Source organism: Kovacikia sp. CALU 1929, assembly GCF_056784235.1.
Genome location: NZ_JBXBCF010000085.1, coordinates 20,702 through 45,766 on the forward strand (window position 1 = coordinate 20,702; position 25,065 = coordinate 45,766).

General features: G+C 50.7%; 17 protein-coding genes. 9 read left to right on the top strand and 8 right to left on the bottom strand.

What is annotated here, in order from left to right:
• Positions 1-21: 21 nt before the first annotated feature.
• From ntrB to AC1S52_RS23475, 4 genes are all read right to left on the bottom strand, one after another.
• A complete protein-coding gene (gene ntrB, locus AC1S52_RS23460; RefSeq protein WP_482031460.1) occupies positions 22-807 on the bottom strand; it encodes a nitrate ABC transporter permease in 786 nt (261 codons plus the stop codon).
• A gap of 146 nt (positions 808-953) precedes the next feature.
• A complete protein-coding gene (locus tag AC1S52_RS23465; RefSeq protein ID WP_482031461.1) occupies positions 954-2,270 on the bottom strand; it encodes a CmpA/NrtA family ABC transporter substrate-binding protein in 1,317 nt (438 codons plus the stop codon).
• A 94-nt stretch (positions 2,271-2,364) separates the two neighbouring features.
• Positions 2,365-3,957, bottom strand: a complete 1,593-nt coding sequence (locus AC1S52_RS23470) for a ferredoxin--nitrite reductase (protein WP_482031462.1) — start codon at positions 3,955-3,957, stop codon at positions 2,365-2,367.
• Positions 3,958-4,341: 384 nt separating this feature from the next.
• Positions 4,342-4,776 carry a globin family protein gene (locus AC1S52_RS23475; protein ID WP_482031463.1) on the bottom strand — a complete coding sequence of 145 codons (435 nt, stop codon included), beginning with the start codon at positions 4,774-4,776 and terminating at the stop codon, positions 4,342-4,344.
• Between the two features lie 253 nt (positions 4,777-5,029).
• Here AC1S52_RS23475 and AC1S52_RS23480 point away from each other — a divergent pair, with 253 nt between their 5' ends.
• The 4 genes from AC1S52_RS23480 to AC1S52_RS23495 all read left to right on the top strand — a co-directional run bounded on the left by AC1S52_RS23480 (position 5,030) and on the right by AC1S52_RS23495 (position 12,693).
• The gene (locus AC1S52_RS23480; protein WP_482031464.1) at positions 5,030-6,346 is read left to right on the top strand and encodes a HEAT repeat domain-containing protein; all 1,317 of its coding nucleotides are present in this window, start codon (positions 5,030-5,032) and stop codon (positions 6,344-6,346) included.
• 201 nt (positions 6,347-6,547) lie between these two features.
• On the top strand, positions 6,548-8,257 hold the full coding sequence (locus AC1S52_RS23485) for an iron uptake porin (protein WP_482031465.1): 1,710 nt from the start codon (positions 6,548-6,550) through the stop codon (positions 8,255-8,257).
• 552 nt (positions 8,258-8,809) lie between these two features.
• Positions 8,810-10,594: a pyruvate kinase gene (pyk, locus tag AC1S52_RS23490; protein WP_482031466.1), complete on the top strand. Its 1,785-nt coding sequence runs from the start codon at positions 8,810-8,812 to the stop codon at positions 10,592-10,594.
• A 590-nt stretch (positions 10,595-11,184) separates the two neighbouring features.
• Positions 11,185-12,693 carry a UbiD family decarboxylase gene (locus tag AC1S52_RS23495; protein WP_482031467.1) on the top strand — a complete coding sequence of 503 codons (1,509 nt, stop codon included), beginning with the start codon at positions 11,185-11,187 and terminating at the stop codon, positions 12,691-12,693.
• Positions 12,694-12,879: 186 nt separating this feature from the next.
• Here AC1S52_RS23495 and AC1S52_RS23500 read toward each other — a convergent pair whose 3' ends face one another.
• From AC1S52_RS23500 to AC1S52_RS23515, 4 genes are all read right to left on the bottom strand, one after another.
• Complete coding sequence (locus tag AC1S52_RS23500; RefSeq protein WP_482031468.1) at positions 12,880-13,500, bottom strand: DNA-3-methyladenine glycosylase; 621 nt, start codon at positions 13,498-13,500, stop codon at positions 12,880-12,882.
• Between the two features lie 181 nt (positions 13,501-13,681).
• Positions 13,682-14,320, bottom strand: coding sequence for a general stress protein (locus tag AC1S52_RS23505; RefSeq protein WP_482031469.1), 639 nt, complete (start codon positions 14,318-14,320; stop codon positions 13,682-13,684).
• Between the two features lie 252 nt (positions 14,321-14,572).
• Positions 14,573-15,445: a cyanophycinase gene (locus tag AC1S52_RS23510; protein WP_482031470.1), complete on the bottom strand. Its 873-nt coding sequence runs from the start codon at positions 15,443-15,445 to the stop codon at positions 14,573-14,575.
• Between the two features lie 244 nt (positions 15,446-15,689).
• Complete coding sequence (locus AC1S52_RS23515; protein WP_482031471.1) at positions 15,690-15,893, bottom strand: hypothetical protein; 204 nt, start codon at positions 15,891-15,893, stop codon at positions 15,690-15,692.
• 509 nt (positions 15,894-16,402) lie between these two features.
• On the opposite strand from AC1S52_RS23515, the gene AC1S52_RS23520 reads away from it, so the two are divergent.
• The 5 genes from AC1S52_RS23520 to cysK all read left to right on the top strand — a co-directional run bounded on the left by AC1S52_RS23520 (position 16,403) and on the right by cysK (position 24,783).
• Positions 16,403-18,313 (top strand): ATP-binding protein, encoded by a 1,911-nt coding sequence (locus AC1S52_RS23520; protein ID WP_482031472.1) that lies wholly within the window; start codon positions 16,403-16,405, stop codon positions 18,311-18,313.
• A 561-nt stretch (positions 18,314-18,874) separates the two neighbouring features.
• Complete coding sequence (tkt, locus tag AC1S52_RS23525; protein WP_482031473.1) at positions 18,875-20,890, top strand: transketolase; 2,016 nt, start codon at positions 18,875-18,877, stop codon at positions 20,888-20,890.
• Between the two features lie 524 nt (positions 20,891-21,414).
• Complete coding sequence (locus AC1S52_RS23530) at positions 21,415-23,082, top strand: iron uptake porin (RefSeq protein ID WP_482031474.1); 1,668 nt, start codon at positions 21,415-21,417, stop codon at positions 23,080-23,082.
• Between the two features lie 145 nt (positions 23,083-23,227).
• Complete coding sequence (locus tag AC1S52_RS23535; RefSeq protein WP_482031475.1) at positions 23,228-23,665, top strand: RrF2 family transcriptional regulator; 438 nt, start codon at positions 23,228-23,230, stop codon at positions 23,663-23,665.
• A 155-nt stretch (positions 23,666-23,820) separates the two neighbouring features.
• Positions 23,821-24,783 carry a cysteine synthase A gene (cysK, locus tag AC1S52_RS23540; protein WP_482031476.1) on the top strand — a complete coding sequence of 321 codons (963 nt, stop codon included), beginning with the start codon at positions 23,821-23,823 and terminating at the stop codon, positions 24,781-24,783.
• Positions 24,784-25,065: the final 282 nt, after the last annotated feature.

Consider the following 25,065-nt stretch of genomic DNA (forward strand, 5'->3'; position numbering starts at 1 on the left):
TGACCCTGGATTTAGAAGCCTCTACCTACTTTCTTCGGGCACTACAAACCGGGCGATCGCCTCGATTATCTTATCGAGGATGAAGCCAACAATACCCACATAAATCAGTGCCAGAATAATCTCGCTAATCAATGAACTATTCCACGCATCCCAGATAAAGAATCCAATTCCGACACCACCAATCAACATTTCTGCGGCTACAATTGCCAGCCAGGACAAGCCAATCCCAATTCGTAAGCCGGTAAACACATAGGGAACCGTAGCAGGCAACAAGATATTGAAAAAATATTCAATTCGCGAAAGCCGTAATACTTTGGCAACGTTGCGATAATCTTGAGGCACCTGCTGTACCCCTACCGCTGTATTGATAATGACGGGCCAAATCGCCGTGATGAAAATGACGAAAATTGCAGACGGTTGGTTATCGCGGAACAATGCCAGAGAAAGCGGTAACCAGGCCAGAGGAGGAACCGTCCGCAAGACTTGAAAAACAAAATCAAGAGCGTCATACACCAGTCGATTGGTGCCTATCAAAATGCCTAATAAAACACCAAAGATGGCTGCCAAGGTGAAGCCAATCGCTACCCGTTGCAAACTTGCTACCAGATGCCAGAACAGACCCTTGTCAGTACCGCCATTGTCAAAAAAGGGGTCAATAATTAGTTCCCAGGTGTCTCTAAGAACAGTGATTGGAGCAGGGATTGGAGGATTAGGACCGGAACACAAAATTTGCCAGATTCCTAACAAGACCAGAATCGCAATTGCCGAAACACTAACTTTTCTGAGGCTCTTTTTCAAACCTGGCATCAGGTTTGAAAAGGATACTCTTGGAAGTTTGGAGGAACTGACAGCCATAGGAACCTTTAGGGTGAGTTAGATGGACCGATGCAAAGGGTTAAACGAGGGATGAGAAGTCTGAGACGTACTCCTAATCCCAGGTTGTTTCGCTGTTGTTAGACGCGCTTAATTTTGAGCGTCTTCAGGTATTCTTGAGGATTTTCAGGATCAAATTTGACCCCATCAAAAAAGGTTTCTACACCACGAGAAGAACTTGCCGGAATCATGGCTTCCTGACCAATCGCCTTTGCTGCTTCCTTCCAAAGGTCTTCGCGGTTCACCTGATCAACCAGCTTTTGGGTGTTTGTGTCAGGTGCAAAGTAGCCCCAGCGAATGTCTTCTGTCAGGAACCACAAATCATGACTCTTGTAAGGATAGGAAGCATTATCGCGCCAGTATTTCTGCATCAGGTCTTTGCTTTCCATCTGGCGCACGCCCATGTCGAACTTACCTAACGAGCGATCGATGATATCCTCATAGGGAACCTTAAACCACTCCCGTTTAGCGACTATCTTGCACATCTCCTCTTTGTTCTCGTCGTTGTCACACCAGATCTGGGCTTCCTGAACTGCCATCAACATAGCTTTTGCTGCTTTGGGATTCTTATCCACCCAGTCTGCCCGCATAGCAAACGCTTTTTCAGGGTGATCCTTCCAAAGTTCACCTGTAGTCAGTGCGTTGTAGCCAACTTTCTGATTCACAGTCTGGAGGGGCCAGGGTTCACCAACACAGAAAGCTTCCATTGTCCCAGTTTTCACATTGGCAACCATTTGGGGTGGTGGAACCACAATCGTTGAAATATCTTTATCTGGGTCAATTCCACCTGCCGCTAACCAGTAACGAATCCAGAGGTCATGGGTGCCACCAGGAAAAGTCATCGCTACCTTGGCATCTTTATTTGCCTTGGTTTTGTTAAACGCATCCTTTAACGGAGAACTATCGGTACCGACCTTTAATTCTTCATAAGCATTGGAAAGTTGAATACCCTGACCATTCAGATTCAGCCTTGCCAGGATGTACATGGGAATTTCTCTGCCATCCGTTACCTTTCCAGTGGAAATCAAGTAAGGCATGGGAGTCAAAATATGGGCACCATCGATTCCGCCCCCTCCAGAACCTAACACCAGGTTGTCGCGAGTGGCTCCCCAGGATGCCTGCTTCAGCACCTCGACATCCTTCATGCCATACTTTTCAAAAAAGCCCTTCTCCTTGGCAATGATCAGGGGAGCGGCATCGGTTAGAGCAATAAAGCCTAGCTTGGCAGTCGTGACTTCTGGCGCATCTGCCGAGCTAACATTAACCGCTGGTGCTGTGGTAGGAGAACTTGTACCATTAGACGCTGTATTTGAGGAACTACAACCGTGGGCAAACAATGTACCGGCAGCCGTGACCCCTGCCGTAATCATGAACTTCCGTCTTGAAAAGTTAGTCATAGTCTTCTTCCAGTTCGAGTGAAAAAAATAGTGTGTGTTCGGCAAGACCAGCTACGACGACAGCCAGATTGCCCAATCAACCCATGATTGAAATTCAGTCAGTGGTTTCAATCACCAGGGACGATCGCTGAGAAGCCGTTTCTGGCGGCATCTCTGCCCGCTCCTTGGCTCCAAAGTCCTGAATTAACATCTGGCGCAGGATGGGCTTGAGGTCTTCACAGGGAATTCCTTTCCGGGTGCAGGTGCCCAGCTCGGCGTGTTTACCCACCTTGCCGCCGGTATAAATGTCCACCCCTTCTACGGTTTTCCCATCTTTGCGAACTTTAGTGCCCATCAAGCCAATGTCTGCCACCTGGGGTTGACCACAGGAGTTGGGGCAACCCGTCCAGTGAATCCGCACTGGGTTAGGGCAGTAAAGCTCAGTATCCAGTTCCCGAATCAGATCGAGGGCGCGGTTCTTCGTTTCAATCAGGGCAAAGTTGCAGAACTGGTTGCCCGTGCAGGAAACCAACGCCCGATCCAAGGTGCCAGGACTGACAGAAAACCTTTCTAACAACGGCTCCTTGAGCAGCGGCGCAATGCGTGAGTCGGGGACATCGGTAATAATCACGTTTTGCTCAACCGTCAGCCGCAATTCGCCGCTACCGTAAACCTCCGCCAGTCTTGCCAGGTCAAACATATCCGCTGCGTAAAGCCGACCAACGGGAACGTGCAAACCGACATAGTTAAGGCTGGGCTGCTTCTGGGCATGAACCCCAATGTGGTCGCGCTTATTCCACAAAATTTCGTCCTTAGCGGCGGCTGTTTGTAAGGGAAACCCCAGTTGCTTTTCTACCTCGGAGCGAAACTTTTCCATGCCCCACTCATCAATCAACCACATGAGGCGGGCTTTCTGACGATTTGCCCGTAAGCCGTGGTTGCGATAGACAATCAAAATTGCTTCACAGAGGGCGACCACATCCCGTGGATCCACCCAGGCATCCAGGGGAACTGCCGCCTCACAGCGTTTGGCAGAGAAGAACCCACCGACCAAGACGTTGAATCCTAAACTGTCGTTTTTGTAGGCAGGAACAAAGGCGATGTCATTGATTTCGGCGTGGACAGAGTTGTCCCGGCAACCCGCGATCGCAATATTGAACTTGCGCGGCAGGTTGGTAAAGGAAGGATTGCCTTCGCCATTGTTGGTGAGCATATCCTGCACCTTGCGGCACAAGCCACGGGTGTCAATCAACTCATCCGCATCAATCCCTGCGACCGGAGACCCCGTGATGTTGCGGACATTGTCCATCCCGGACTGAATACTGGTTAAGCCTGACTGCTCAAACTTATTGAAAATATCGGGTACATCCTCAATCCGCACCCCCCGTAACTGAATGTTTTGGCGGGTCGTAATGTCTGCAACACCGTCCTCGCCGCATCGTTGCACCACCTCTGCCAGAACCCGCATTTGCCCACTGGTGAGAACCCCATTGGGAATCCGCATCCGGAGCATGAACTTGCCGGGAGTGATCTGGCGGAAGAAAAGCCCCATCCATTTGAGCCGGTGGTCGCGATCGGTTTCATCCATCGCTTCCCAACCAATTTGGGCAAAGTACTCCAGTTCTGTCTTAACCGCCAGACCGTCTTTCTCTGCCTTAAATTTCTCAAACTTGTTCTGACTTGCTGCCGCTGGGACTGTACTGGTCATAATTTCCCTTTTTTCCTAAAGCGTGGGCAGTAATCCAGTCTGCGTACTTCTCAGAGCCAGTTAAGAATTATTTCGATTCCGGCTGCAATTGCTCGTTAAGTACCTCAATGCAGTTAAGTTATGCGGATAGAAGGGTTGAATTCGTATCTGTCGTTACAAAGTATTGCAAAATATGAACTTTTTGCATTCTTCAGATGCGGATCAAGCATGGGATTGGCTGGTGGTAGCGTCGTCTTGATCACTTGCAGGAAGGTTTAAGGCTTACGCATCATTTGCCAAAAGGTTTGCATTTGAGTTTGGTCATCGGTAATGGGTTGATCCGATTACCTTTACCTGCGTAAGCCCAAAGGTAATCGGATGGGGGCGATCGCCCATCGACCCTCGCTACAAATTCAACTGAGTCGTTTCTGTTGAGTAGCTGGCTCCTTCCAGCATTAGGGTTGTAATGGCACCATAGGCATCCACCCAAGCCTGCTTGACATCGGGTGTCCAGTCTTTTCCCAGGTAGGATTCAAACGTCTTTAGCAAAGCCATCCCCACCAGAGGGTAATGTTCTGGTAAAGCTCCATATTCAACATGCTTTGCGCCTAATCCCTTTAAAGCGGAAGTCAACACATCGGGATGGCGCAGGTTTTGAATCACCAGGACCAGGGCATTGAGCAGTTTTCTTTCTTGCGTTGCCATATCTGTATTGGCAAATAATGGTTTGGCAGCAGGATAGTCCGCAAACAGGGTAGTGTAGAAACTAGAGGCAAATTCGCTGGCACAGGGTTTAATTTGCTCGAAACTCTGTTCTAAAAGTTCAGGATTCAGAGACATTGGAGAAGACTCCTTAAAAACTGTTTGTAACCCAGTGGGGAAATCAGAGTCCAGCCGAATCAAAAAGGTTCGTTCTGAATTTACTTTCTCTGCTGGTTATCTAGATTTTTGATCCAGATTGATGTCTAGAGTTGGTTCACAAACAGTTCTTAAAGATTGAACAAGTAAGGCAGGCTGAACGAGTAAAGCGAAGAATCAGAGAAACTATTTCTTGTTAAGGTAAGCAAGTTAAACCATTGAGTCTGTATTCACAATGGCAAATTACTTGGAACAGGCTCAGAAAGCGAGGCAACAAGGCGACTGGTCGCAACTTAGCCAGTGCTTACAGCAGTGGTTGGTGGCAGAAGCGGTGGCTCCCCTGTCAGAGGAGGATTTGGGGCAGGGGTTGCTGCTGGCGCTTACGGTTTTGGAAATGGGAGACTTTCAAGCGCGGTGGGATATCGCAAAAGTTTTTCCAGGATTTGGTAAAGCGGCGATCGCTCCCTTAACTGACCTGTTGCAGGATGAAGATGTCGATCTGGAAAGTCGCTGGTTCGCTGCCCGCATTTTGGGGCAGTTTGACCATGCGGATGCCATCCCAACATTGATTACCATTCTGCAAACGGCTGCGGATGAAGAACTGAGCATGATGGCAGCAGAAGCACTGGCAAATTTAGGATCTGCGGCGATCGCTCCCCTCACCGATCTCCTGGAAGACCCAAGCTCTCGTTTATTTGCAGTACAGGCGATGGCAAGAATTCGCCATCCCGCAACCATCGCACCCCTATTAACAGTGATCAACGATCCCCAACCTGCGATTCGAGCAACGGCAATTGAGACATTAGGTAGCTTCCACGATTCCCAAATTCTGCCTGTTTTGGTTGAGGCACTGACCGATCCCGCCGCAGTGGTCAGACGTGCTGCCGTTGCAAATTTAGGAGTCCAACCTGACTCGACAGTGAATCCCGATCTGGTCAACCAGCTTGCTGACCGCCTGTGGGACTTAAACCTGGACGTTTGCCAGCAAGCCGCGATCGCCCTCGGCAGAATTGGGACGGATGCCGCTGTTGAGGCATTATTCCGTGTCTTGAAGTCTCCCCATACCCCTGACCCTTTGCGGCTAGAAACCATCCGCGCCCTCGGTTGGGCTGAAACAGAATTTGCCCTGGACTGCCTTCAGCAATCCCTTTCCATCCTGGGTCAAACAGAAACATCCCCGATTGTCTACCAGGAAATCATCACGATTTTAGGACAGTGGGCAGCCCCCCAACTCAAACCCCGCGCCAGCCAAATTCTGATTGAACTACTTGACTCAGCCCATCCCGCGATCCCCGATGCCACCCTCCGGCAAGCGATCGCCCTCAGTCTTGGTCATCTGGGGCAAATTCAGTCCATTGCACCGCTTACCCAACTTCTGGCAGACCCAGAAATTGGCGTGCAGCTACACGCGATCGCCGCCCTCAAAACCCTTGACCTGCAAGCATCTCTACACCATTTAGAAACCCTATCTCAACAGGATGATTTATCTGAAGCGATGAAACGAGGAGTGGCGATCGCATTAGAGGAGTGGGAGCGGGGGAAAAGGGGTTAGGTATTGGGTGTCAGGAACGGGTATAGAAGACCGGGTACAGAGGACGGTTCCGCAATTTCAAACTTACTCCTTACTTCTCACCCCTCACTTCTCCCTCCTCACCCTGTGCCACTCTTCTAACTGGCGAATTTTTCCTGTCTCAACCTGCATTTTTCGTGGTAGAAGTCTTTTGCAAGGTTGTCTTGTTGGGGGGAGAAAGGAATGTCCAGAGTGTCTTTGCAACATCGTTGGTTGAGCTACTTTTCCGCTTTGGGACTTGCACTACTGGCAGCACCGATCGCCAGTGGGTTGACAACTCAAGGCGCGATCGCAGCAGAACCCGCTGAAGTGGAAGGTGAAATCCTGGGCATGGATCAGGTGACTTCGGTTTCTCAACTAACGGATGTCAGACCTAATGATTGGGCTTTTCAGGCTTTACAATCCCTGGTTGAACGTTATGGCTGCATCGTTGGCTACCCAGATCGCACCTTTCGCGGCAACCGTGCCCTTTCTCGCTATGAGTTCGCTGCTGGGGTAAATGCCTGTCTGGATCGGGTCAGCGAATTGCTGACGGCTGCCACTGCCGATCTGGTCAGGAAAGAAGATCTGCTACAGATCCAGCGGTTGCAAGAAGAGTTTGCCGCAGAACTGGCAGTCCTGCGGGGGCGGATCGATACCCTCGAAGTGCGCACAGCCACTCTGGAAGCACAGCAATTCTCAGTCACGACTAAGCTTGCCGGAGAAGTGATTCTCGCTAGAGGCGATGTGCTTGGTGGTGCAGACATTTTAGGATTTGGGCGTATTCCAGCCAGCGTAGACGATGCTGGGCAGGCAATCTTTCAAAATCGAGTCCGGCTCAACTTCCAGACCAGCTTTACAGGCAAAGACCTGTTGCTGACCCGTCTGGAAGCCGGAAATGCTATTCCTCAACTGGCATCGGGGGGGACGACAGGAGGAGCCAACCCGGCTTACCTGCTGTTCTCGAATGAAGGGCGGTTAGCCTACGACAATTCCAATGTCGCCGAATCCAACAATTCAGTCCGTGTCAGTTTACTCAGCTATAGCTTTGGACTTTGCGATTGGGCAGCCGTTACGGTCTTTGGGGCAGGCGGCAGCCACTTCAACTATGCCGATACCGTCAACCCCTACCTGGATGACCAGGATGGTGGCAGCGGAGCGGTTTCCCGCTTTGGTCAGCACAACCCGATTTACCGAATTGGCGGCAATGCGGCAGGCGTTGGAATTAACCTCAGACTCAGCGATGCCTTCAGAATTGACCTGGGCTACCTATCCAATACCGCCAGCTTGCCTGGAATTGACTCCGGGCTATTCAACGGAAACTATTCTGCCCTGGCACAGCTTGTAGTCAAACCCTTTGAACGGTTCAAACTGGGGCTAACCTATGTTCATGCCTACGATGATGCGGGTGAGTTTCGCTATGGGGGGGCTGGTACTGCGACGGGTACCTTCCTCGGTAATTTACTGCCCGGATCTCAGGGGTTTGTTCCCCTATTTCCACCCAGTACCCCGATCGCCAGTAATTCCTATGGGGTTGAAGCTTCTTTTGCCATCAGCCCTGGCTTTGTGATTGGGGGTTGGGCAGGCTTGACCAAAGCCCGCCTGATTGGGTTTGGTGATGCCGACATCTGGAACTATGCCGGGATCCTGGCATTCCCTGATCTGGTGAAGCGGGGCAGTCTGGGTGCGATTATCGTAGGAGTAGAACCAACTCTGAAGGGGGTTCGTTCTGGAGGCAGTCAGCGATCGGTCAGCGATCGCAACGATGCCCTCCACATCGAAGCCATGTATAAGTTTCCCATATTGTCCAACTTCTCCATTACACCCGCTATCATCTGGTTACCTGCCCTGAACCAAAACAGTGCAAACGATGATGTCGTGATTGGTGTGATGAGAACGACCTATTCATTTTGATGGAGGATGAAGGGGGAAACGGGAAGGATGAAGGATGAGGTTATTGGAATGGGGAATGGGTGAAGGGTAAAGCAATTTTGAACGGTGAAAGATTCGGCAGGTTTGTCAGGTAAAAAATACATCCAGACCTCCGAGGTTTTGCAAAACCTCGGAGGTCTAAGCCTGCTCGTGCCCCTCACTCCTCTGTCCTCTCTAACAACTAACAACCAATAGCCAACAACTCCCCTCTCCCCTGCCCCTCTGCCTCCTTAATCCCTATTCTTTCATTCCTGTCAAACGTGATACTATCCGTTGTGCGATCGCGTCTTCAAGCCCACTTTTTTTGGTGGAAGATTGAATCCTGCGGCTGAGGGACTTGCACCACTCCCTCTGAATGCGGGAAACTGACGCTAATACAGCTTATAGCAGGAATTGTAAGGTTGCGGGCAAACCACAGAGGCACGACCCAGGCACACCGAAGGATTCTCCCTGTCCTCCGAATCCTGTACTCTGTCCCCCGGACGCTATCACCTGCTATTCCTCTGCCGTCCTTCTCTCCTGGTCTTGCCATTCATGTTGTTACAGAATTCTCAACGTCGAACGAAGATTGTGGCTACGGTTGGTCCCGCGACGAGCAGCCCAGAGGTGTTACGGGCGTTGATTGAGGCGGGGGCAACCACCTTTCGCCTTAACTTTTCCCACGGAACCCACGAAGACCATCAGCGCAGCATTCGCCTGATCCGACAGACCTCGTTTGAACTGAACCAACCTGTCGGTATCTTACAGGACCTTCAAGGACCCAAAATTCGCCTGGGACGGTTTGAGAGTGGTTCGATTATTTTGAACAAGGGCGATCGATTCATTCTGACTAGTAAGCTGGTCACGGGTACACAGGAAATCAGTTCCATTACCTATGCCTACCTGGCAGACGAAGTTCCTGAAGGTGCTGTCATTATGCTGGATGATGGCAAGGTCGAAATGCTGGTGGAAAAGGTAGATCGGGAAGAGGGGGAGCTACACTGCCGCACAGTCGTGGGGGGGACCCTTTCCAACAATAAAGGGGTCAATTTTCCGGGGGTTTACCTGTCTGTCAAAGCCCTGACTGATAAAGACAAGAAAGACTTGATGTTTGGGCTGGATCAGGGAGTAGACTGGGTTGCCCTCAGCTTTGTCCGCAATCCCCAGGATGTGTTGGAGATTAAGGAGTTAATTTCCAGTGCCGGTAAGAATGTGCCAGTGATTGTCAAAATTGAGAAGCACGAGGCGATCGAAGAAATGGAATCCATTCTTTCGATCAGCGATGGGGTCATGGTGGCGCGGGGTGATCTGGGAGTAGAGCTTCCGGCTGAGGATGTGCCCATTTTACAGAAGCGGCTGATTGCAACGGCGAACCGGATGGGCATCCCGGTGATTACCGCCACCCAAATGCTGGATAGTATGGTCCACAGCCCTCGCCCTACCCGTGCCGAAATTTCTGACGTTGCCAATGCCATTCTGGATGGCACCGATGCGGTCATGCTCTCCAATGAAACCGCCGTGGGCAAATATCCAGTGGAAGCGGTCGCCACAATGGCAACCATCGCCATCCGAATTGAGAAAGAGAAAGCAAACCGGGCGATCGACGACAGTGGACGGTCCATTCCCAACGCCATCAGTTGTGCCGTGCGGCAAATTGCAGAGCAGCTAGATGCCGCCGCTATTATGACCTTAACCAAGACCGGCGCAACTGCCCGTAATGTCTCCAAGTTTCGTCCTAAGAAACCAATTCTTGCTGTCACTCCCCATGTAGATGTGGCACGGCAGCTTCAGCTTGTTTGGGGGGTAAAACCTCTGCTGGTACTGGATCTACCCTCCACAGGACAAACCTTTCAGGCAGCCCTGAATGTGGCACAGGAGAAACAGTTGCTTAAGGAAGGCGATCTGGTCGTGCTGACCGCAGGGACGCTGCAAGGGATTTCTGGTTCAACCGACCTAGTAAAAGTTGAAGTGGTTACGGCTGTGCGCGGTAAAGGGGTTGGCATTGGTCAAGGGTCAGTGAGTGGTCGTGCCAGAGTGATTCGCAGTACGGTTGAGACCAGCCACTTCAATCCTGGTGAAATCCTGGTCGTACACGACACCAAAGCCGAATTTGTGGATGCAATCAAAAAAGCCGCTGGCATCATTACGGAAGACACCAGCCTCAAAAGCCATTCAGCGGTCATTAGCCAGCAGTTACGAGTTCCCGCCATTATTGGGGTTAAAAACGCCACATCGCTGATTCGGGATGGGGAAATCATTACTCTGGATGTGCAGCGGGGAGTCGTTTACTCAGGGATTGCCGCACCGTCTACTCAAGTGGATACGGCACTACCAGTGTAGGTGTATAGCCCTTTTCAAGGGTTTGAGGTACGGTGGAACACGAAGCGTCCTCACCGTACCTCAAACTTCCACACGTCATTCAGCCGGAAGCCGCTATAGAGGAAGGGGAGTAGAGTTGAGATTTAAGAATTGAAAGTTAAAGTTTTGAAATTTAGAGGATGGTTGAAAGGTCGCCGACGGTTAAAACCGCGACTAAACCTGATCCAGGTTGAGAATTGGGGATTTTTTCCAGGAAAAACGATGGGTTTCTAAGTTGGTGAGGGGCAAACAGATTTTGAAGGAGCGCAAACCCTTCAACCCCCCGCAGATTGGTTTTTCTGGGTGAAGATTACCAGGCAAAGTTCCTTGGGTGAACCACTAGGGGACTCGCAAATTAATAAAGTCCCAATGTCATTCCCGCGCAGGCGGGAATCCATCGTGGAGCAGCTTGTCTAGCGGGTACTTTATTTTGGGGCACATCCCTAGGTACCAAGTGCCGGATATTCAGAAATCGTGGATGGATTTATGCGAGGGGCTATTAGCCCAGGGCAAACCGTAGAAGTTCGCCATCTCGCTCCATAATGGAGACAGATGCTTTACATTCCTTTACTATGGCGAGAGACCTGCGCGGCTTTATCAAACTGCTGGAACAACGGGGGCAACTGCGGCGGATCAATGCTCCGGTTGATACCAACCTGGAAATTGCCGAGATTGCAAACCGGATGTTGCAGTGTGGCGGTCCTGGGTTGCTGTTTGAAAACGTGAAAGGTTCTCCCTATCCGGTTGCAATTAATTTAATGGGGACGGTTGAGCGCATCTGTTGGGCAATGAATTTGGAACAGCCCGAAGAACTGGAGGCGTTGGGAAAAAAACTGGCATTGTTATACCAGCCCCGACCACCCAAAACCTTCTCTCAAGCAATGGAGTTGGGACAGGCGTTGTTTGATGTGCTGAAGGCAAAGCCTGTTCGCGATTTGCTGCCTGCCTGTCAGCAGGTTGTACTCAGGGGAGAGGAGATTGACCTGAATCAGCTACCCCTGTTGCGGGTCTATCCGGGAGATGCAAATAAAGTCGTCACCCTGGGTTTGATGATTACAAAGGATCCAGAAACCAAAATTCCTAATGTCGGCGTTTATCGCCTACAGTTGCAGTCAAAAAACTCCATGACGGTTCAGTGGCTTTCGGTGCGGGGAGCAACCCGTCATTTGAGGAAAGCAGCGGAACGGGGGCAGAAGCTGGAAGTGGCGATCGCCCTTGGGGTCGATCCTCTGGTCATTATGGCGGCGGCGACTCCTTTACCAGTGGATTTGTCTGAGTGGATGTTTGCCGGACTGTATGGTGGCTCAGGGCTTCATCTTGCCAAGTGTAAAACAGTGGATCTGGAGGTGCCTGCCGACTCAGAGATGGTCTTGGAGGGAACGATTACACCCGGCGAGGTTGCCGTAGATGGTCCAGCAGGAGATCACATGGGTTTTTACGGAGGAGTGAATGAAGCCGCTCCGTTGATTAGGTTCCACGGCATGACCCACCGCAAAGACCCCATTTATCTCACTACGTTTAGTGGTCGCCCTCCCAAGGAAGATGCCATGATGGCGCTGGCACTCAACCGGATCTACACCCCGATTCTGCGGCAGCAAGTTCCAGAAATTGTCGATTTCTTTTTGCCCATGGAAGGGCTTTCCTATAAAGTGGCGGTGCTGGCAATTGACAAAGTATATCCTGGACATGCCCGCCGTGCCGCCTTAGCATTTTGGAGCGCCTTACCCCAGTTCAACTACACCAAGATTGTCGTCGTGGTAGACAAGGACATCAACATTCGCAATCCTCGCCAGGTGGTCTGGGCAATCACTTCCAAAGTTGATCCGGCAAGAGATGTATTCATTCTGCCCAACAATCCCTTCGATTCCCTCGACTTTGCCACCGAAAAACCTGGTTTGGGCAGCCGTATGGGTATTGATGCCACCACAAAGATTTACCCGGAAAGCGATCGCACCTGGAGTGAACCCCTGAAATCTGACCCGGATACCGCTGCCATGGTCGATCGGCGTTGGGCAGAATACGGATTAGCCGACCTGCAACTAGATGAAGTCAATCCCAATCTATTTGGCTACGAGATTTAGGGCGTTGCTAAATGTAGGTTATGAAAGCCAAATTTACCCTCACCCTGTAATTTTCCCAACGGGTGAGGGAACAAGAATTCTAGCTCCCTTGTGCCTGGGGAGAGTGGATTCCTGTCTGGCTCAACCGCAGCAGCCGACCAGATTGAATTTATCAACTTGATCATTGACCACCTGACCCAGCATGTCCTACCCTCGCTTCGATACGGCTGGGCAATCTGTTAAGTACCACCGCCAGGGCAAATCCATTCCCTGCGTCAGCCCGATTCGAGTAGTTTGGGTTAGCCTTAAAGTCCTTTCATCCAGGCGTTGCTGAAACTGCTCACTACGATGCTCAAGCCATAGGGGGTGTCCAGGTTGCAGCCGCGTTCCATTAAGAGACAGATCAATTCTCAAACTAAGACATAGTTTACCGGGACCGGCAGCTAACTTGTGCAGCTTCAGAGTTGGCTGGGGGCTTATCCAGGGAGGCAAAGCTTCTAACTGAAGAGCACGAATTAGAACAGCACCCGGAATCCCATCCAAGTCTGTCACGATGTTCAAGCAATGATAAATTCCATAGATTAAGTACACATAAGCAGACCCTGCCGGACCGAACATCACTGAATTACGGAGAGTCCGACGGCGATAAGCGTGACATGCTGGGTCATCGGGCGCATAGGCTTCTGTCTCTACAATCAATCCACGCAAAACCTCACCATCAGGTAAATGTCTGACTAAGACGCATCCTATAAGGTCAGGAGCAACTTGGGTGGAGGGTCTGCCTAACCAATCAGCACTGATGCAGTGTAAAGTATGCAATGCTTCCATAGCCTCAGCATTCAGCACTCAGGAGATTTATTAAAAAGATCTTACCCCGCGACTTCGCTCAGCGAACTTGCCTCCTGAGCGAAGCCGTTGGCGTAGTGCCCACAGGGCATAGAGAGTGGATGTGTTTGCTAGAAAGCGCCTCAGCGCTCAGCATCCCGCACTCCCATAGACGACGACTACATTACATCAATGGGTCGCGTAAGTTGGTGCCCCGTTCGCCTGTGGAGTAAGCGGCTCCGGTAGCCCCTGTGGCGGAGGTGTCAAAAATACCCCAGTCCTGGATGCCTCGCCGGTTGAGAATGGATTCAGCCTGACGGATATCCGCCTCTGAACCTTCCACCATCACCAGGTACTCGCCCCTGGAGACGCGATCGCTATAGACACGGGCACGATCCTCTGGAATCCCCAGACCAACCAGACCGCCGACTAAGCCACCAGCCGCCGCACCAATCGCGCCGCCAGTTAACGTCGTTGCCAGGGCAGTTGCCGCTGCACCACCCACTACCACAGGACCAATGCCGGGAATTGCCAGCGCGCCCAGCCCGATCAGTAATCCAGTTAAGCCGCCCAGCACACCGCCAGCCGCAGCCCCACGACCAGCACTTTCGTCAACCTGAGTGTCAGCCGCAGTCTGCTTCGCACCTTCAGTAAACCCTACGCCAGAAGTTCCGGTCATCCCACCATGCTGATCCACATCGCGACCGACAATCGATACTTGGTCCATGGAAAATCCACTGCTGTGCAACTCGCGCAAAGCGTTTTCTGCATCTCTGTAGTTTGAAAAGGTGCCAACGGCACGTCTGTTAAAGCTTAGAGTCATAATCTTTTCCTCCTGCACTAGAAAGCCAGTGCTAAAACAATCACCAGAATTCAGCCGCAGTAGAGCTGATACTAGCGATCGCTAAGGGGAATGCATTTCTTCCCCCTAACAACCGTCTCCTGTGCACCAGCCCCCGCCAAATTCATGCCTCTATTCTGGTTTTGCTGCCAAATCCCATCCTCAGCCTCAAGGGGGAACCCGAAACGTCTACTTGCAACCCTTCAAAATCTGCTTGGCAGACTACTACCCGAATTACTCAGAAAACACGGGTTGGCGCTTTTCCAGGTCAAATTTATAACCGTGGGGAAGAATGTGAAGGGTGGCGTTGCACAACGCCAGAGGTTCATCTTTTAGCAATTTATCCACATTGTTGTGCGTAATGTTTCCCACATCCACAATGGTGATAGCGCCTTCACCAATAATGTCTAAATCTTTGCCATTGATGGCGATCGCGGTGTTCTCATCAATCCCAAAGCCCAAATTAACTGGTCGCTGGGCTAGTGCCGAAAGCAGCCGCCCCAATCGACCCCGCTGAGCAAAATGCTGGTCAATCACCACATTGGGTAGAAAGCCCATACCCCGATCCATCTTCACCACTTCCATGCGGGGATTGGTTTCTGATTCACCTTCCAGAATCATCATATCCGGCATCATGGCAGCACCAGCGCTGGTGCCTGCAATCACCGCGCCTTCGGCAAACCGCTTGTGCAGTAGCGTATCCAGTTCCGTATCCTTAATCAGTTCCAGAATCCGAGCCTGATTGCCCCCGGTGAAAAAGATGCCCGTTGCTTCCTGCACCCGTTCCATCGCTGTCGGGTTACTGGCATCCTCCCGCTTGTCGGTATCAACCACCTTAACTGACTCAACCCCTAGCCGTTCAAACACACTAATGTAGGTTGCCCCAACTTCTCCGGGTAACCCAGTTGCAACGGTCATCACCGCAATTCGAGCTTGCAGCCCGCCCGCCCGCCGAACAAACTCCCGTAGAATTTTGCATTCACCCTCTTTGTCCTCTGCCCCACCAATAATTACCAATTGCCCATGGGTTTCAGGCAAGGCTACACTTTCCTGTGCTTCCGGTTGGGGAGATTCCACCTGCGCCTGGTCAGCATCCTTCGCTAACATAATTTAGACTCCCTGTCATGCATGTGTTCTACCACTTAAGCACGGGCATCAAGACAGGTATAACGACCATTTGGTAGATTATTATACAGAATTGAGAGGGCGGTTCAAAAGGTAGAGGCAGAAGCAAAAGGTAGAAGCCATCTTGCACCCGACTCCCTACCACCTGACACCCGCATAAAAAAGGCTTAGGGCAAGGAGTAACCAGAGCCTACCTCAAACCCTAAGCCTCAACTTTCACTACCAATCAGGAACATTCCAGCAAACGAATCAAATAGGAGCGGGCATCTTCAAGGTTTAAATGTCTGGGTTTTCCTTGAACAACAATTTGGTATTTGTCAGTATATTCGCTGTCACCATAACCAGAGATCAAATGATGGTGAAAAGCATTCTCAGCAAGTCTATGAATTTCGTCTCTGAGAACAGCAGTAGATTTATCAATCGTTTTCATCAGGGCTGTCTCCTGTAATCCACGTACCCCCTTTGTAACAAAGATGAGAATAAATTGCACCCATCTTAAGTTGTACAGCGGGAGTTAGTAAAAAATGATGGGCAGTGGGCAAATAAAATAACCTGCGGTAGAGGCGAAGTTGATCGAAAAAGCATTAAGGTCGAAATTGTTTTGAGGAATCATTTTTCTGGTTCTGAGAAAACGTTGTTGAAATTGTTGAAATCTCAAGGTTGTGAAAGAGGATTCAAAGTTGGAAGAGGGTGCGGTGGTTAAATCCGCGACTACGCGAACAAAGTCCGCCTGCACTGACTCAGGCAAATGAGGGATTTCCGTAATTTGCATTGGCAGGTTTTGACTGTATAGCCGCGCCTACCCTGCGGCACGCTTCGCGGATAGTCGCCAAGGCGGTAGGGGGCATAGGCTTTTAAAACATCCTCTCAGGAGTTCGATTTCAACGATTCGATTTTAACGATTTGAAAGCTTTGTAGAAACAAAAATGGTGAATTGTGATGGTTTTGGATCAGAGTGTCGATACTGCCCGCGTTAATGCCAAGCCAACCGATGCGTTTGACATTTTCAATTTCAAATATTATGTCGGTCCCAATCCTTACTTGGAAACAGCGGCAACCGTTTTTGATTTTGCACTGGTTGAGAGCAATCCGCCCCTGGAAATTGAAGAATACTTAGCAATTATTGGCGATCGCTACCCTCATCTACGGGAAGAAACTTACCTTTCCCACGCTCACTTGTTTGCCCGCACCGTCTTGGAAGTGAGCAAACTGGATATGGACTTGCATTTCGCTCACTGGAGCTTGAAACCGCATCGAAAGTGTATGAGAATTGCGGTCGAATCCCTTCATGCCCGTACCAGTCGGTCTGTTGTTTATGCCGTGTGGGACTGGTTTGAGGCAATCACCCACAATTGGAAATTCTGGATCGAGGATCAGATTGAAGTGCTACAAGGGGTGTTCCGAAATTCGATCTTCGGCGGACCCACTGTCTATGCGTTGCTTAAAACTGCCTGTGAGCAGAAAATTCCTGCCTTCTATCTTTGGGATGAAGGACTGATGCAGTATGGTTATGGCAGAAAACAAGTACGGGGAGTTGCCACAACCTTTAACACCGATAGCCACCTGGACTCAGACTTCACAACTCGTAAAGACGATTGCAAAGCCTTCCTGGACACCTTAGGGTTTCCCGTCCCCCAGGGAGAAGTGGTTTATAGCCTGAAAGAAGCACTGGATGCGGGCGATCGCATTGGTTTTCCAGTGGCAGTTAAACCCGTATCAGGGCACAAAGGCAATGGGGTAACAGCCGCTGTGCAGGATATGGATGAACTGGAGCAGGCATACGATCGCGCGGTGCAATCCATTCCACCGGAACAGTTTATCCGTGTCATTGTGGAGCAAAGTATTACCGGGCAGGATTATCGCTTACTCTGTGTCAACGGCAGATTTGTCGCCGCTACAGAGCGTCGTCCAGCATCGGTAACGGGAGATGGATATTCGACCATTCAAACACTTATCGATCGCGAAAACCGTACCCCCGCCAGGATTGATACCCCCACGTCACCCCTCGGTAAAATTCAAACTGATCAAGCGATGGAGCGGTATCTGGAAGAACAGGGTTTATCGCTTGAGAGCGTGTTGGACCTGGACCAGACCATCTTTTTACGCAAAGTTGCCAACCTCTCCGCAGGTGGTTTAAGCGTCAATGCCACCCATTTGATTCATCGAGACAACATTATTCTGGCTCAGGACGTGGCTCAGTACTTCCGTCTGACCTGCCTGGGGATTGATGTGGTTGCCCGCGACCTGACAAAGTCCTGGAAAAAGGGTGATTTTAGCATTATTGAAATTAATGCGGCACCCGGAATTTACATGCACCTCAAACCAGCGATCGGGGGCAGTGTGGATGTTCCCAATCACATCCTTAAAACGTTTTTTGAGTCCGGTGATGATGCCCGCATTCCCACACTCAGTTTTAATCGAGTTTCCCTGGAAGAACTGCAAGAAATCATCGACCATATTCTGCTGCACCACCCAGACTGGACGGTGGGTGCCGTTTGTCGTGGTGGCACCTTTATCAACCGCTCCCAGAAACACCTGCACTCGGATTACAACACTAACGTTCAGAATTTGCTGCGAAATCCCAGGTTGGATCTGCTGATTGTGGAATACCCGGAGGCAGTGCTTGACCCGCAGGGGATGTTCTACTATGGCAATGATATCGTGATTTTAGAGAATCCGACGGAGACCGAGATGATGCTCACCCGTGATGTATTTGACCACTCAACGGTGGTGGTCAAGAAAGAAGACTCCGTTTCCATTCAGCGTAAGGGTTTGATTGAACAGTACGATCTGGGAAGCAGTGAACCATTCAGCCGGGTTTACCTGAAAGAAATCGCAACGATCCTTTAAGCCCCCTAACTCGATGGGGACAATCTCCAGATCCCGGTGGTGCTGAATAGCAGTATGAATTGGAACGAAGTTTCAATTCATCCAACTCTCAATTCATACCCAAAGTCAGCAACGCCCCAGATCCCCGGTGTCTGGTAGGATTACTCAGCCAATTTGATCAAACTAAAGGAAACCCCAGGGATCTTGGCTTCTTAGACATTGCATCCCTATTTAACTGGGAAACACAATCAAGTACGATCAGAACTGATGAAGTTATCCCACAGGATGGGATGCTCTGGGAGTTTAATAGGAGTTTTTACCTGTCGAGATAGATCATTGCCAACTTAGACGATAGACTATAAAGGTAGGCAGTAGGTATACTTGCCTACTTTTTGGCGTAAGCCATTTACAACAAATTGGATATAGCGATCGCCATTCAGATTAGGACACTCCCCTGACTGATGACTAGCAAGGGGCTTAAATCCCCTGGTCCAACCTGTTGACCGTTTTGATAAATCAGCGCTTGCGCTCCTGTTCCCATCCCTGTCCATCCAAGCGATCCGTTTTTGAGTAGAGGAAGTCATGGCTGTTGCAACCACCCAATCGTTAGAAGAACTTTGTATTAATTCCATCCGCTTTCTGGCGATCGACGCTGTTGAGAAAGCCAAGTCTGGGCACCCTGGGCTGCCAATGGGGGCGGCTCCCATGTCATTTGTCCTGTGGGACAAATTTATGCGGGTCAACCCTAAAAATCCCAAGTGGTTTAACCGCGATCGCTTTGTGCTGTCTGCGGGTCATGGTTGTATGCTGCAATACGCCTTGATGTACCTGGCAGGCTATGACAGCGTTACCCTGGATGAAATTAAAAACTTCCGCCAGTGGGGTTCTCATACACCCGGTCACCCAGAAAACTTTGAAACCTTTGGCATTGAAGTCACCACGGGTCCTCTCGGACAGGGGATTGCGAATGGGGTGGGGTTGGCGATCGCCGAAGCACACCTGGCAGGTAAGTTCAACAAGCCGGACGCTACCCTGGTTGACCACTACACCTATGTCATTGTGGGTGACGGCTGCAACATGGAAGGGATTTCCGGTGAAGCCTGCTCTCTGGCAGGGCACCTGGGGCTTGGTAAGCTGATTGCCCTCTATGACGATAACCATATCTCGATTGATGGTTCCACCAACATCTCTTTTACAGAAGACGTTGCCAAACGGTTTGAAGCTTACGGCTGGCACGTCCAGCACGTCGAGGACGGTAACACGGATCTGGAAGGCATTGCCAAGGCGATCGAGGCAGCCAAAGCGGTGACTGACAAGCCTTCTCTGATTAAAGTTACGACCACGATTGGTTACGGTTCTCCCAACAAAGCCAACACTGCTGGTGTCCACGGTGCTGCCCTGGGTGCGGATGAGATAAACTTGACCCGTGAAAACCTGGGCTGGAGCTATGGACCCTTTGAAGTGCCTGAGGATGCCCTGGCACATATGCGGAAGGCGGTCGATCGCGGTGCCAACCTGGAAGCCGATTGGAATAAGACCTGGGCACAGTACAAAACCAAGTACGCCCAGGAAGCCGCAGAGTTTGAGCGTTTGTTGAGCGGTAAACTGCCCGAAGGTTGGGAGAAGGCACTGCCCACCTACAAGCCAGAAGACAAAGCCGTGGCATCCCGGAAGCACTCGGAAATTTGTTTGAATGCCCTCGCCCCCGTTCTGCCTGAACTGTTTGGCGGCTCGGCTGACCTGACCCACTCCAACTTGACCGAGCTGAAAGGCTATGGCGACTTCCAGAAAGGGCAGTACCAGAATCGCAACCTCCGCTTTGGAGTGCGAGAACATGGGATGGGAGCCATCTGTAACGGGATTTCCCTCCACGGTTCTGGCTTAATTCCCTACGGGGCAACCTTCCTTGTCTTTACCGATTACATGCGGGCAGCGATTCGTTTGTCTGCCCTGTCCCATTGCGGGGTGATCTGGGTCATGACCCACGATTCCGTCGCCTTGGGTGAAGACGGTCCCACCCACCAGCCGGTTGAAACCATTGCTTCCCTGCGGGCAATTCCCCAGTTGACGGTTCTGCGTCCGGCGGATGGTACGGAGACTTCAGGCGCTTACAAGGTGGCGATCGAAAATGCTAACCGCCACCGTCCTACCCTGCTGGCACTTTCCCGCCAAAACCTGCCCAACCTGGCAGGCAGTTCCATTGAAGGGGTAGCAAAGGGGGCTTACGCCGTCGTGGATTGCGAAGGCACCCCCGATTTGATTCTGATTGGTACTGGCTCTGAGGTCGGTTTGTGCGTTCAGGCAGCGGAAAAGCTCACCAGCGAAGGCAAGAAAGTACGGGTGGTTTCCATGCCTGCCTGGGATCTGTTTGAAGCCCAGGATGCCGCCTATAAGGAATCCGTTCTCCCCAAAGCGGTCACTAAGCGACTTGCCGTGGAAGCAGGCACCTCCTTTGGCTGGTGCAAGTACATCGGTACAGAAGGCGATTCCATCAGCATCGATCGCTTTGGCGCGTCCGCTCCTGGCAATGTTTGCCTGGAGAAATTTGGCTATACCGTTGACAACGTGGTTGCAAAGGCAAAAGCCCTATTCAGCTAAATTGGTATTCTTTACTACACGGGATTGCGTGTTTGACGGTCCTTTGTAATCTAGATCACAAGGCTTCCTATTGATGGAAGCCTTTTCTGTAGCTGCTTTTAGGGAAAACAATGATTTTTGGAAGGTTAATCATTACTGAATGAATTTAGCACTTTAGCAGTTCGCTACACAGAAAAAGCGTATCAGTGTATACTCTTAAAGTTCTGTGAAGCAAAAATCTGGTTCAACCCGGTGGCTTTTCCCCAGGGTAAATCTGGAGGCTGTTTCAATGGAAATTAGTTTCTGAAGTTGAGCAATCTAGAATTTCCGGTTCAGTACCGGATTCTCGTTGAAACCTTAAACCTTTCAAGGGGTTGGTTAAGCGAACTGAAATCAAGTCTGTACTATAGCGATTCTCAGACGAGTGCGGTTCAAACTAATGTCAAAAACCCTGGCTACATAAGAAGCTTGACCGTACACCCAAATGGGAATTGCTATATTGCTCTCAGGTTTTTTGAAACTCAGGTGTGAGGAAGAGAAAAAAGATGAATTCAAACATAAATTGGAAGTCCCTAATGGCGGCTCCCGCTCTCCTGGGTGCGACACTGGTAGTCTCCACGATCGCTGCCACTGCCGATGTTGCCCATGCGGATGAGTCTGCAACTTCTGTTAGCTCTCTTGAGCAGGTGACGGCTTCTAGTGCGGATGATGCGGCAGGGCTGGATCAGGTCACTTCTGTTTCCCAATTGACCGATGTCAGACCCACGGATTGGGCTTTTCAGGCATTGCAATCCCTGGTTGAGCGCTACGGTTGTATTGTTGGCTATCCTGACAGAACCTATCGGGGCAATCGTGCCCTCAGCCGCTATGAATTTGCCGCTGGGGTCAACGCCTGTCTCGACCGGATCAATGAATTGATTACCGCTGCTACGGCTGATCTGGTACGGAAAGAAGACTTGCTGGCACTGCAACGGCTCCAGGAAGAGTTTGCGGCTGAACTGGCAGTTTTGCGCGGTCGTGTCGATCAGCTCGAAGTACGTACCGCCACCCTGGAAAGGCAGCAGTTTTCTACCACCACCAAGCTCAGTGGTGAGGTGATCTTTGCCATTGCTGATACTTGGGGCGATGCAGCAACTCTTCGTGGCAATGGCACACTCATCCCCGGTGTTGATGAGACTGATAACACAGAGACTATCTTTGCTAACCGGGTTCGCCTCACTTTAAACACCAGCTTTAGCGGTCGGGATCGTCTGCGTACCCGTCTCAATGCTGGAAACATTACTTCCTTTAGTGGTGGGTTCACGGGCACCAACATGACCCGCCTGGGCTTTGATGGCGACACTGGCAATGCCGTCAACATTGACAAAGTGAACTATCGGTTCCCGATTGGTGACAATTTCCAGATTCAAGTGGATGCCGTGAATAACGAATTCACTGGCGACGGCTTGATCACCACCCTTAGCCCGTTTGAGAGCAGCGGTAATGGTGCCCTCTCCCGCTTCGGACGCTACAACCCCATCTTCCGGACTGGCAACCCCGGTTTGCCCGGTTCCGCTGGGGTGACTGCCCAGTTCAACTTCAGCAAGGAGTTCTACATCCAGGCAGGTTACACAGGTGATACTGCCAGCAACAATCCTGCCGCAAAGAATGGCTTGTTTAATGGTAGCTATGGAGCGATCGCCCAGGTGGTCTATAACGGTTCTACATTTGGGGCAGGACTGACCTACGCTCGCTCTTACTTCCCTGCTGGAGGGGTTAACCTGACGGGAAGCACTGGCAGTGGATATGCGGCACAGCCATTTACCAATGCCTTTGCTACATCCTCCAATGCGGTTTCTGCCCAGTTACAGTTTAGAGTCAGCCCCAGCTTTTTGATTGGAGGTTGGTTTGGTGCTACCTTTGCCGACCAGGCAGTGGGTCCTGACAATAATGCCACCATTCTTAACGGCATGGCATTTCTGGCATTCCCTGACCTGGGTAAGAAAGGAAATCTAGCAGGCATTATGGTTGGGGTACCCCCAAAGGTAACTAACAACGACATCGCAGCAAGGCGGGATAACGATACAACTATTCATATTGAAGGGCTGTATCGCTATCGTGTGGCTGACAACATCTACATCACCCCCGGTGTCATTGTGCTAATCAACCCAGAACACAATAACGACAACGCTACTCAATTTGTGGGAACATTGCGGACTACTTTTACGTTCTAAGAAGTAGGAACCGACTGTAACTTTGGTTTAGCCCCAGTTTTCTGGGGCTTTTTTGTTTTGATAGGCATTTCCGCAAATCCTGCAAAACCCTAGTGATGAACCGTAGTATAATTGGAGAGACTTGTCTTTCCTCCCCTTTTAGCCCGTGGAACTTTCCTGTAAAAATGAGTACGCCATCCTGGCGTTAATAGAATTGGCAGTGAACTACAGCACTGGTGATCCCCTCCAAATCCGACAAATTTCAGCCCAACAACAAATCCCCGATCGCTACTTAGAACAGCTATTAGCAACGCTCAGACGTTGTGGCTTGGTGCGTTCTCAACGGGGTGCAAAGGGTGGCTATGTATTGGCACGAGAACCCTGGAAAATCAATCTGCTTGAAGTTATGACCTGTTTAGAGGGAGCCGATGCCCAACCTGATGATGAAGACGATCCTGCACGGAGCGTAGAGGGTGCAGTGATTTTGGAAGTTTGGAAGGAAGCCTATCAAGCTGCGAATGCCGTCCTTCAACGCTATACTCTACAAGATCTCTGTGAGAAAAGGGATGCTAGACGACAACTGGACATTATGTATTACATCTGAGGAGAGGTGTGAGGTGTATTCAATCTCCCATTCCTTTCCCCTTCCCCTCTGCGCCCTTGCGCCCCTTCCTCCTTTCCATCACCTGTCAGTTAGTTACCCCTTCCCCTTCCCTGCCTCTCCCTCGCCCCCTTTCCCCTCAACCCCTTCACTCCCCTATGCATATTGCTCAAAACATTACTGACTTGATTGGACGCACTCCTCTGGTGCAACTAAACCGGATTCCTCAAGCAGAAGGCTGTGTGGCGCAGATTGTTGTCAAACTAGAAGGGATGAACCCTTCAGCATCGGTTAAAGACCGCATCGGCATTAGCATGATCAATGCCGCAGAGCGGGAAGGGCTGATTGCACCCGGTAAGACAGTTCTGGTGGAGCCAACCTCTGGGAATACGGGGATAGCTCTGGCAATGGCAGCCGCTGCCAAGGGCTACCGTTTAATTTTGACCATGCCAGAAACGATGAGTTCTGAGCGGCGGGCAATGCTGCGGGCATACGGGGCAGAACTGGAACTGACACCGGGAATTGAAGGTATGAGTGGCTGTATCCAGCGGGCACAGAAGATTGTGGATACCCTGCCCAATGCCTATATGCTGCAACAGTTTCGTAATCCGGCTAACCCTGAAATTCACCGGAATACCACGGCTGAGGAAATTTGGAATGATACCGATGGAGCGGTCGATTTCATTGTTGCTGGTGTAGGTACAGGGGGCACGATTACGGGCGTGGCTGAGGTGATTAAGCAACGGAAGCCAACGTTTCAGGCGATCGCCGTAGAACCTTCTAACAGCGCGATTTTGTCGGGGGGTAATCCGGGTCCCCACAAAATTCAGGGGATTGGTGCAGGATTTGTTCCACCGGTGCTGAATGTCAGCCTGATTGATGAAGTGATTAGCGTGTCAGATGATGATGCGATCGCCTATGGACGGCGGCTTGCCCGTGAAGAAGGGCTGTTGTCTGGCATTTCCAGCGGTGCTGCTCTGTACGCAGCGATTCAGGTCGGTCGCCGTCCTGAGAACGAAGGCAAACTCATCGTCATGATTCAGCCCAGTTTTGGTGAGCGTTACCTCAGCACTCCCCTCTTTCAAGATCCAGAGCTGAGCGCATCATCGGTATCGAGCTAGTGGTTGGTCAACCTTGTGTTTGTGATCTGGGATAGAAAAGGGGGCAGTCAGTGCATCCAGATTTCCGCTGTGACTGGTCAGCATTAACCCTAATTGGTTACTTTTTTTGGATACAAGCTGTTCAGTAAATCAAAAAATCATCCAACGGGTATACACGGGGACAACGCTGAATAAAGTAGTACTTTTGAAATACCAATCAAAGCTAAACCTCATCCAAGTTGAGAACTGGAGATTTTTCCCAGGAAAAACTACAGATGTCTAAGTTGGTGCGGTTTACATTTG

Coding starts and splice junctions, on each gene's coding strand:
- AC1S52_RS23465 (WP_482031461.1), bottom strand. CDS start 2,270: ATGACTAACTTTTCAAGACGGAAGTTCATGATTACGGCAGGGGTCACG.
- AC1S52_RS23530 (WP_482031474.1), top strand. CDS start 21,415: ATGAATTCAAACATAAATTGGAAGTCCCTAATGGCGGCTCCCGCTCTC.
- ntrB (WP_482031460.1), bottom strand. CDS start 807: ATGCCAGGTTTGAAAAAGAGCCTCAGAAAAGTTAGTGTTTCGGCAATT.
- AC1S52_RS23515 (WP_482031471.1), bottom strand. CDS start 15,893: ATGAAAACGATTGATAAATCTACTGCTGTTCTCAGAGACGAAATTCAT.
- AC1S52_RS23520 (WP_482031472.1), top strand. CDS start 16,403: ATGGTTTTGGATCAGAGTGTCGATACTGCCCGCGTTAATGCCAAGCCA.
- AC1S52_RS23470 (WP_482031462.1), bottom strand. CDS start 3,957: ATGACCAGTACAGTCCCAGCGGCAGCAAGTCAGAACAAGTTTGAGAAA.
- tkt (WP_482031473.1), top strand. CDS start 18,875: ATGGCTGTTGCAACCACCCAATCGTTAGAAGAACTTTGTATTAATTCC.
- AC1S52_RS23495 (WP_482031467.1), top strand. CDS start 11,185: ATGGCGAGAGACCTGCGCGGCTTTATCAAACTGCTGGAACAACGGGGG.
- AC1S52_RS23510 (WP_482031470.1), bottom strand. CDS start 15,445: ATGTTAGCGAAGGATGCTGACCAGGCGCAGGTGGAATCTCCCCAACCG.
- AC1S52_RS23485 (WP_482031465.1), top strand. CDS start 6,548: ATGTCCAGAGTGTCTTTGCAACATCGTTGGTTGAGCTACTTTTCCGCT.
- cysK (WP_482031476.1), top strand. CDS start 23,821: ATGCATATTGCTCAAAACATTACTGACTTGATTGGACGCACTCCTCTG.
- AC1S52_RS23475 (WP_482031463.1), bottom strand. CDS start 4,776: ATGTCTCTGAATCCTGAACTTTTAGAACAGAGTTTCGAGCAAATTAAA.
- AC1S52_RS23480 (WP_482031464.1), top strand. CDS start 5,030: ATGGCAAATTACTTGGAACAGGCTCAGAAAGCGAGGCAACAAGGCGAC.
- AC1S52_RS23500 (WP_482031468.1), bottom strand. CDS start 13,500: ATGGAAGCATTGCATACTTTACACTGCATCAGTGCTGATTGGTTAGGC.
- pyk (WP_482031466.1), top strand. CDS start 8,810: ATGTTGTTACAGAATTCTCAACGTCGAACGAAGATTGTGGCTACGGTT.
- AC1S52_RS23505 (WP_482031469.1), bottom strand. CDS start 14,320: ATGACTCTAAGCTTTAACAGACGTGCCGTTGGCACCTTTTCAAACTAC.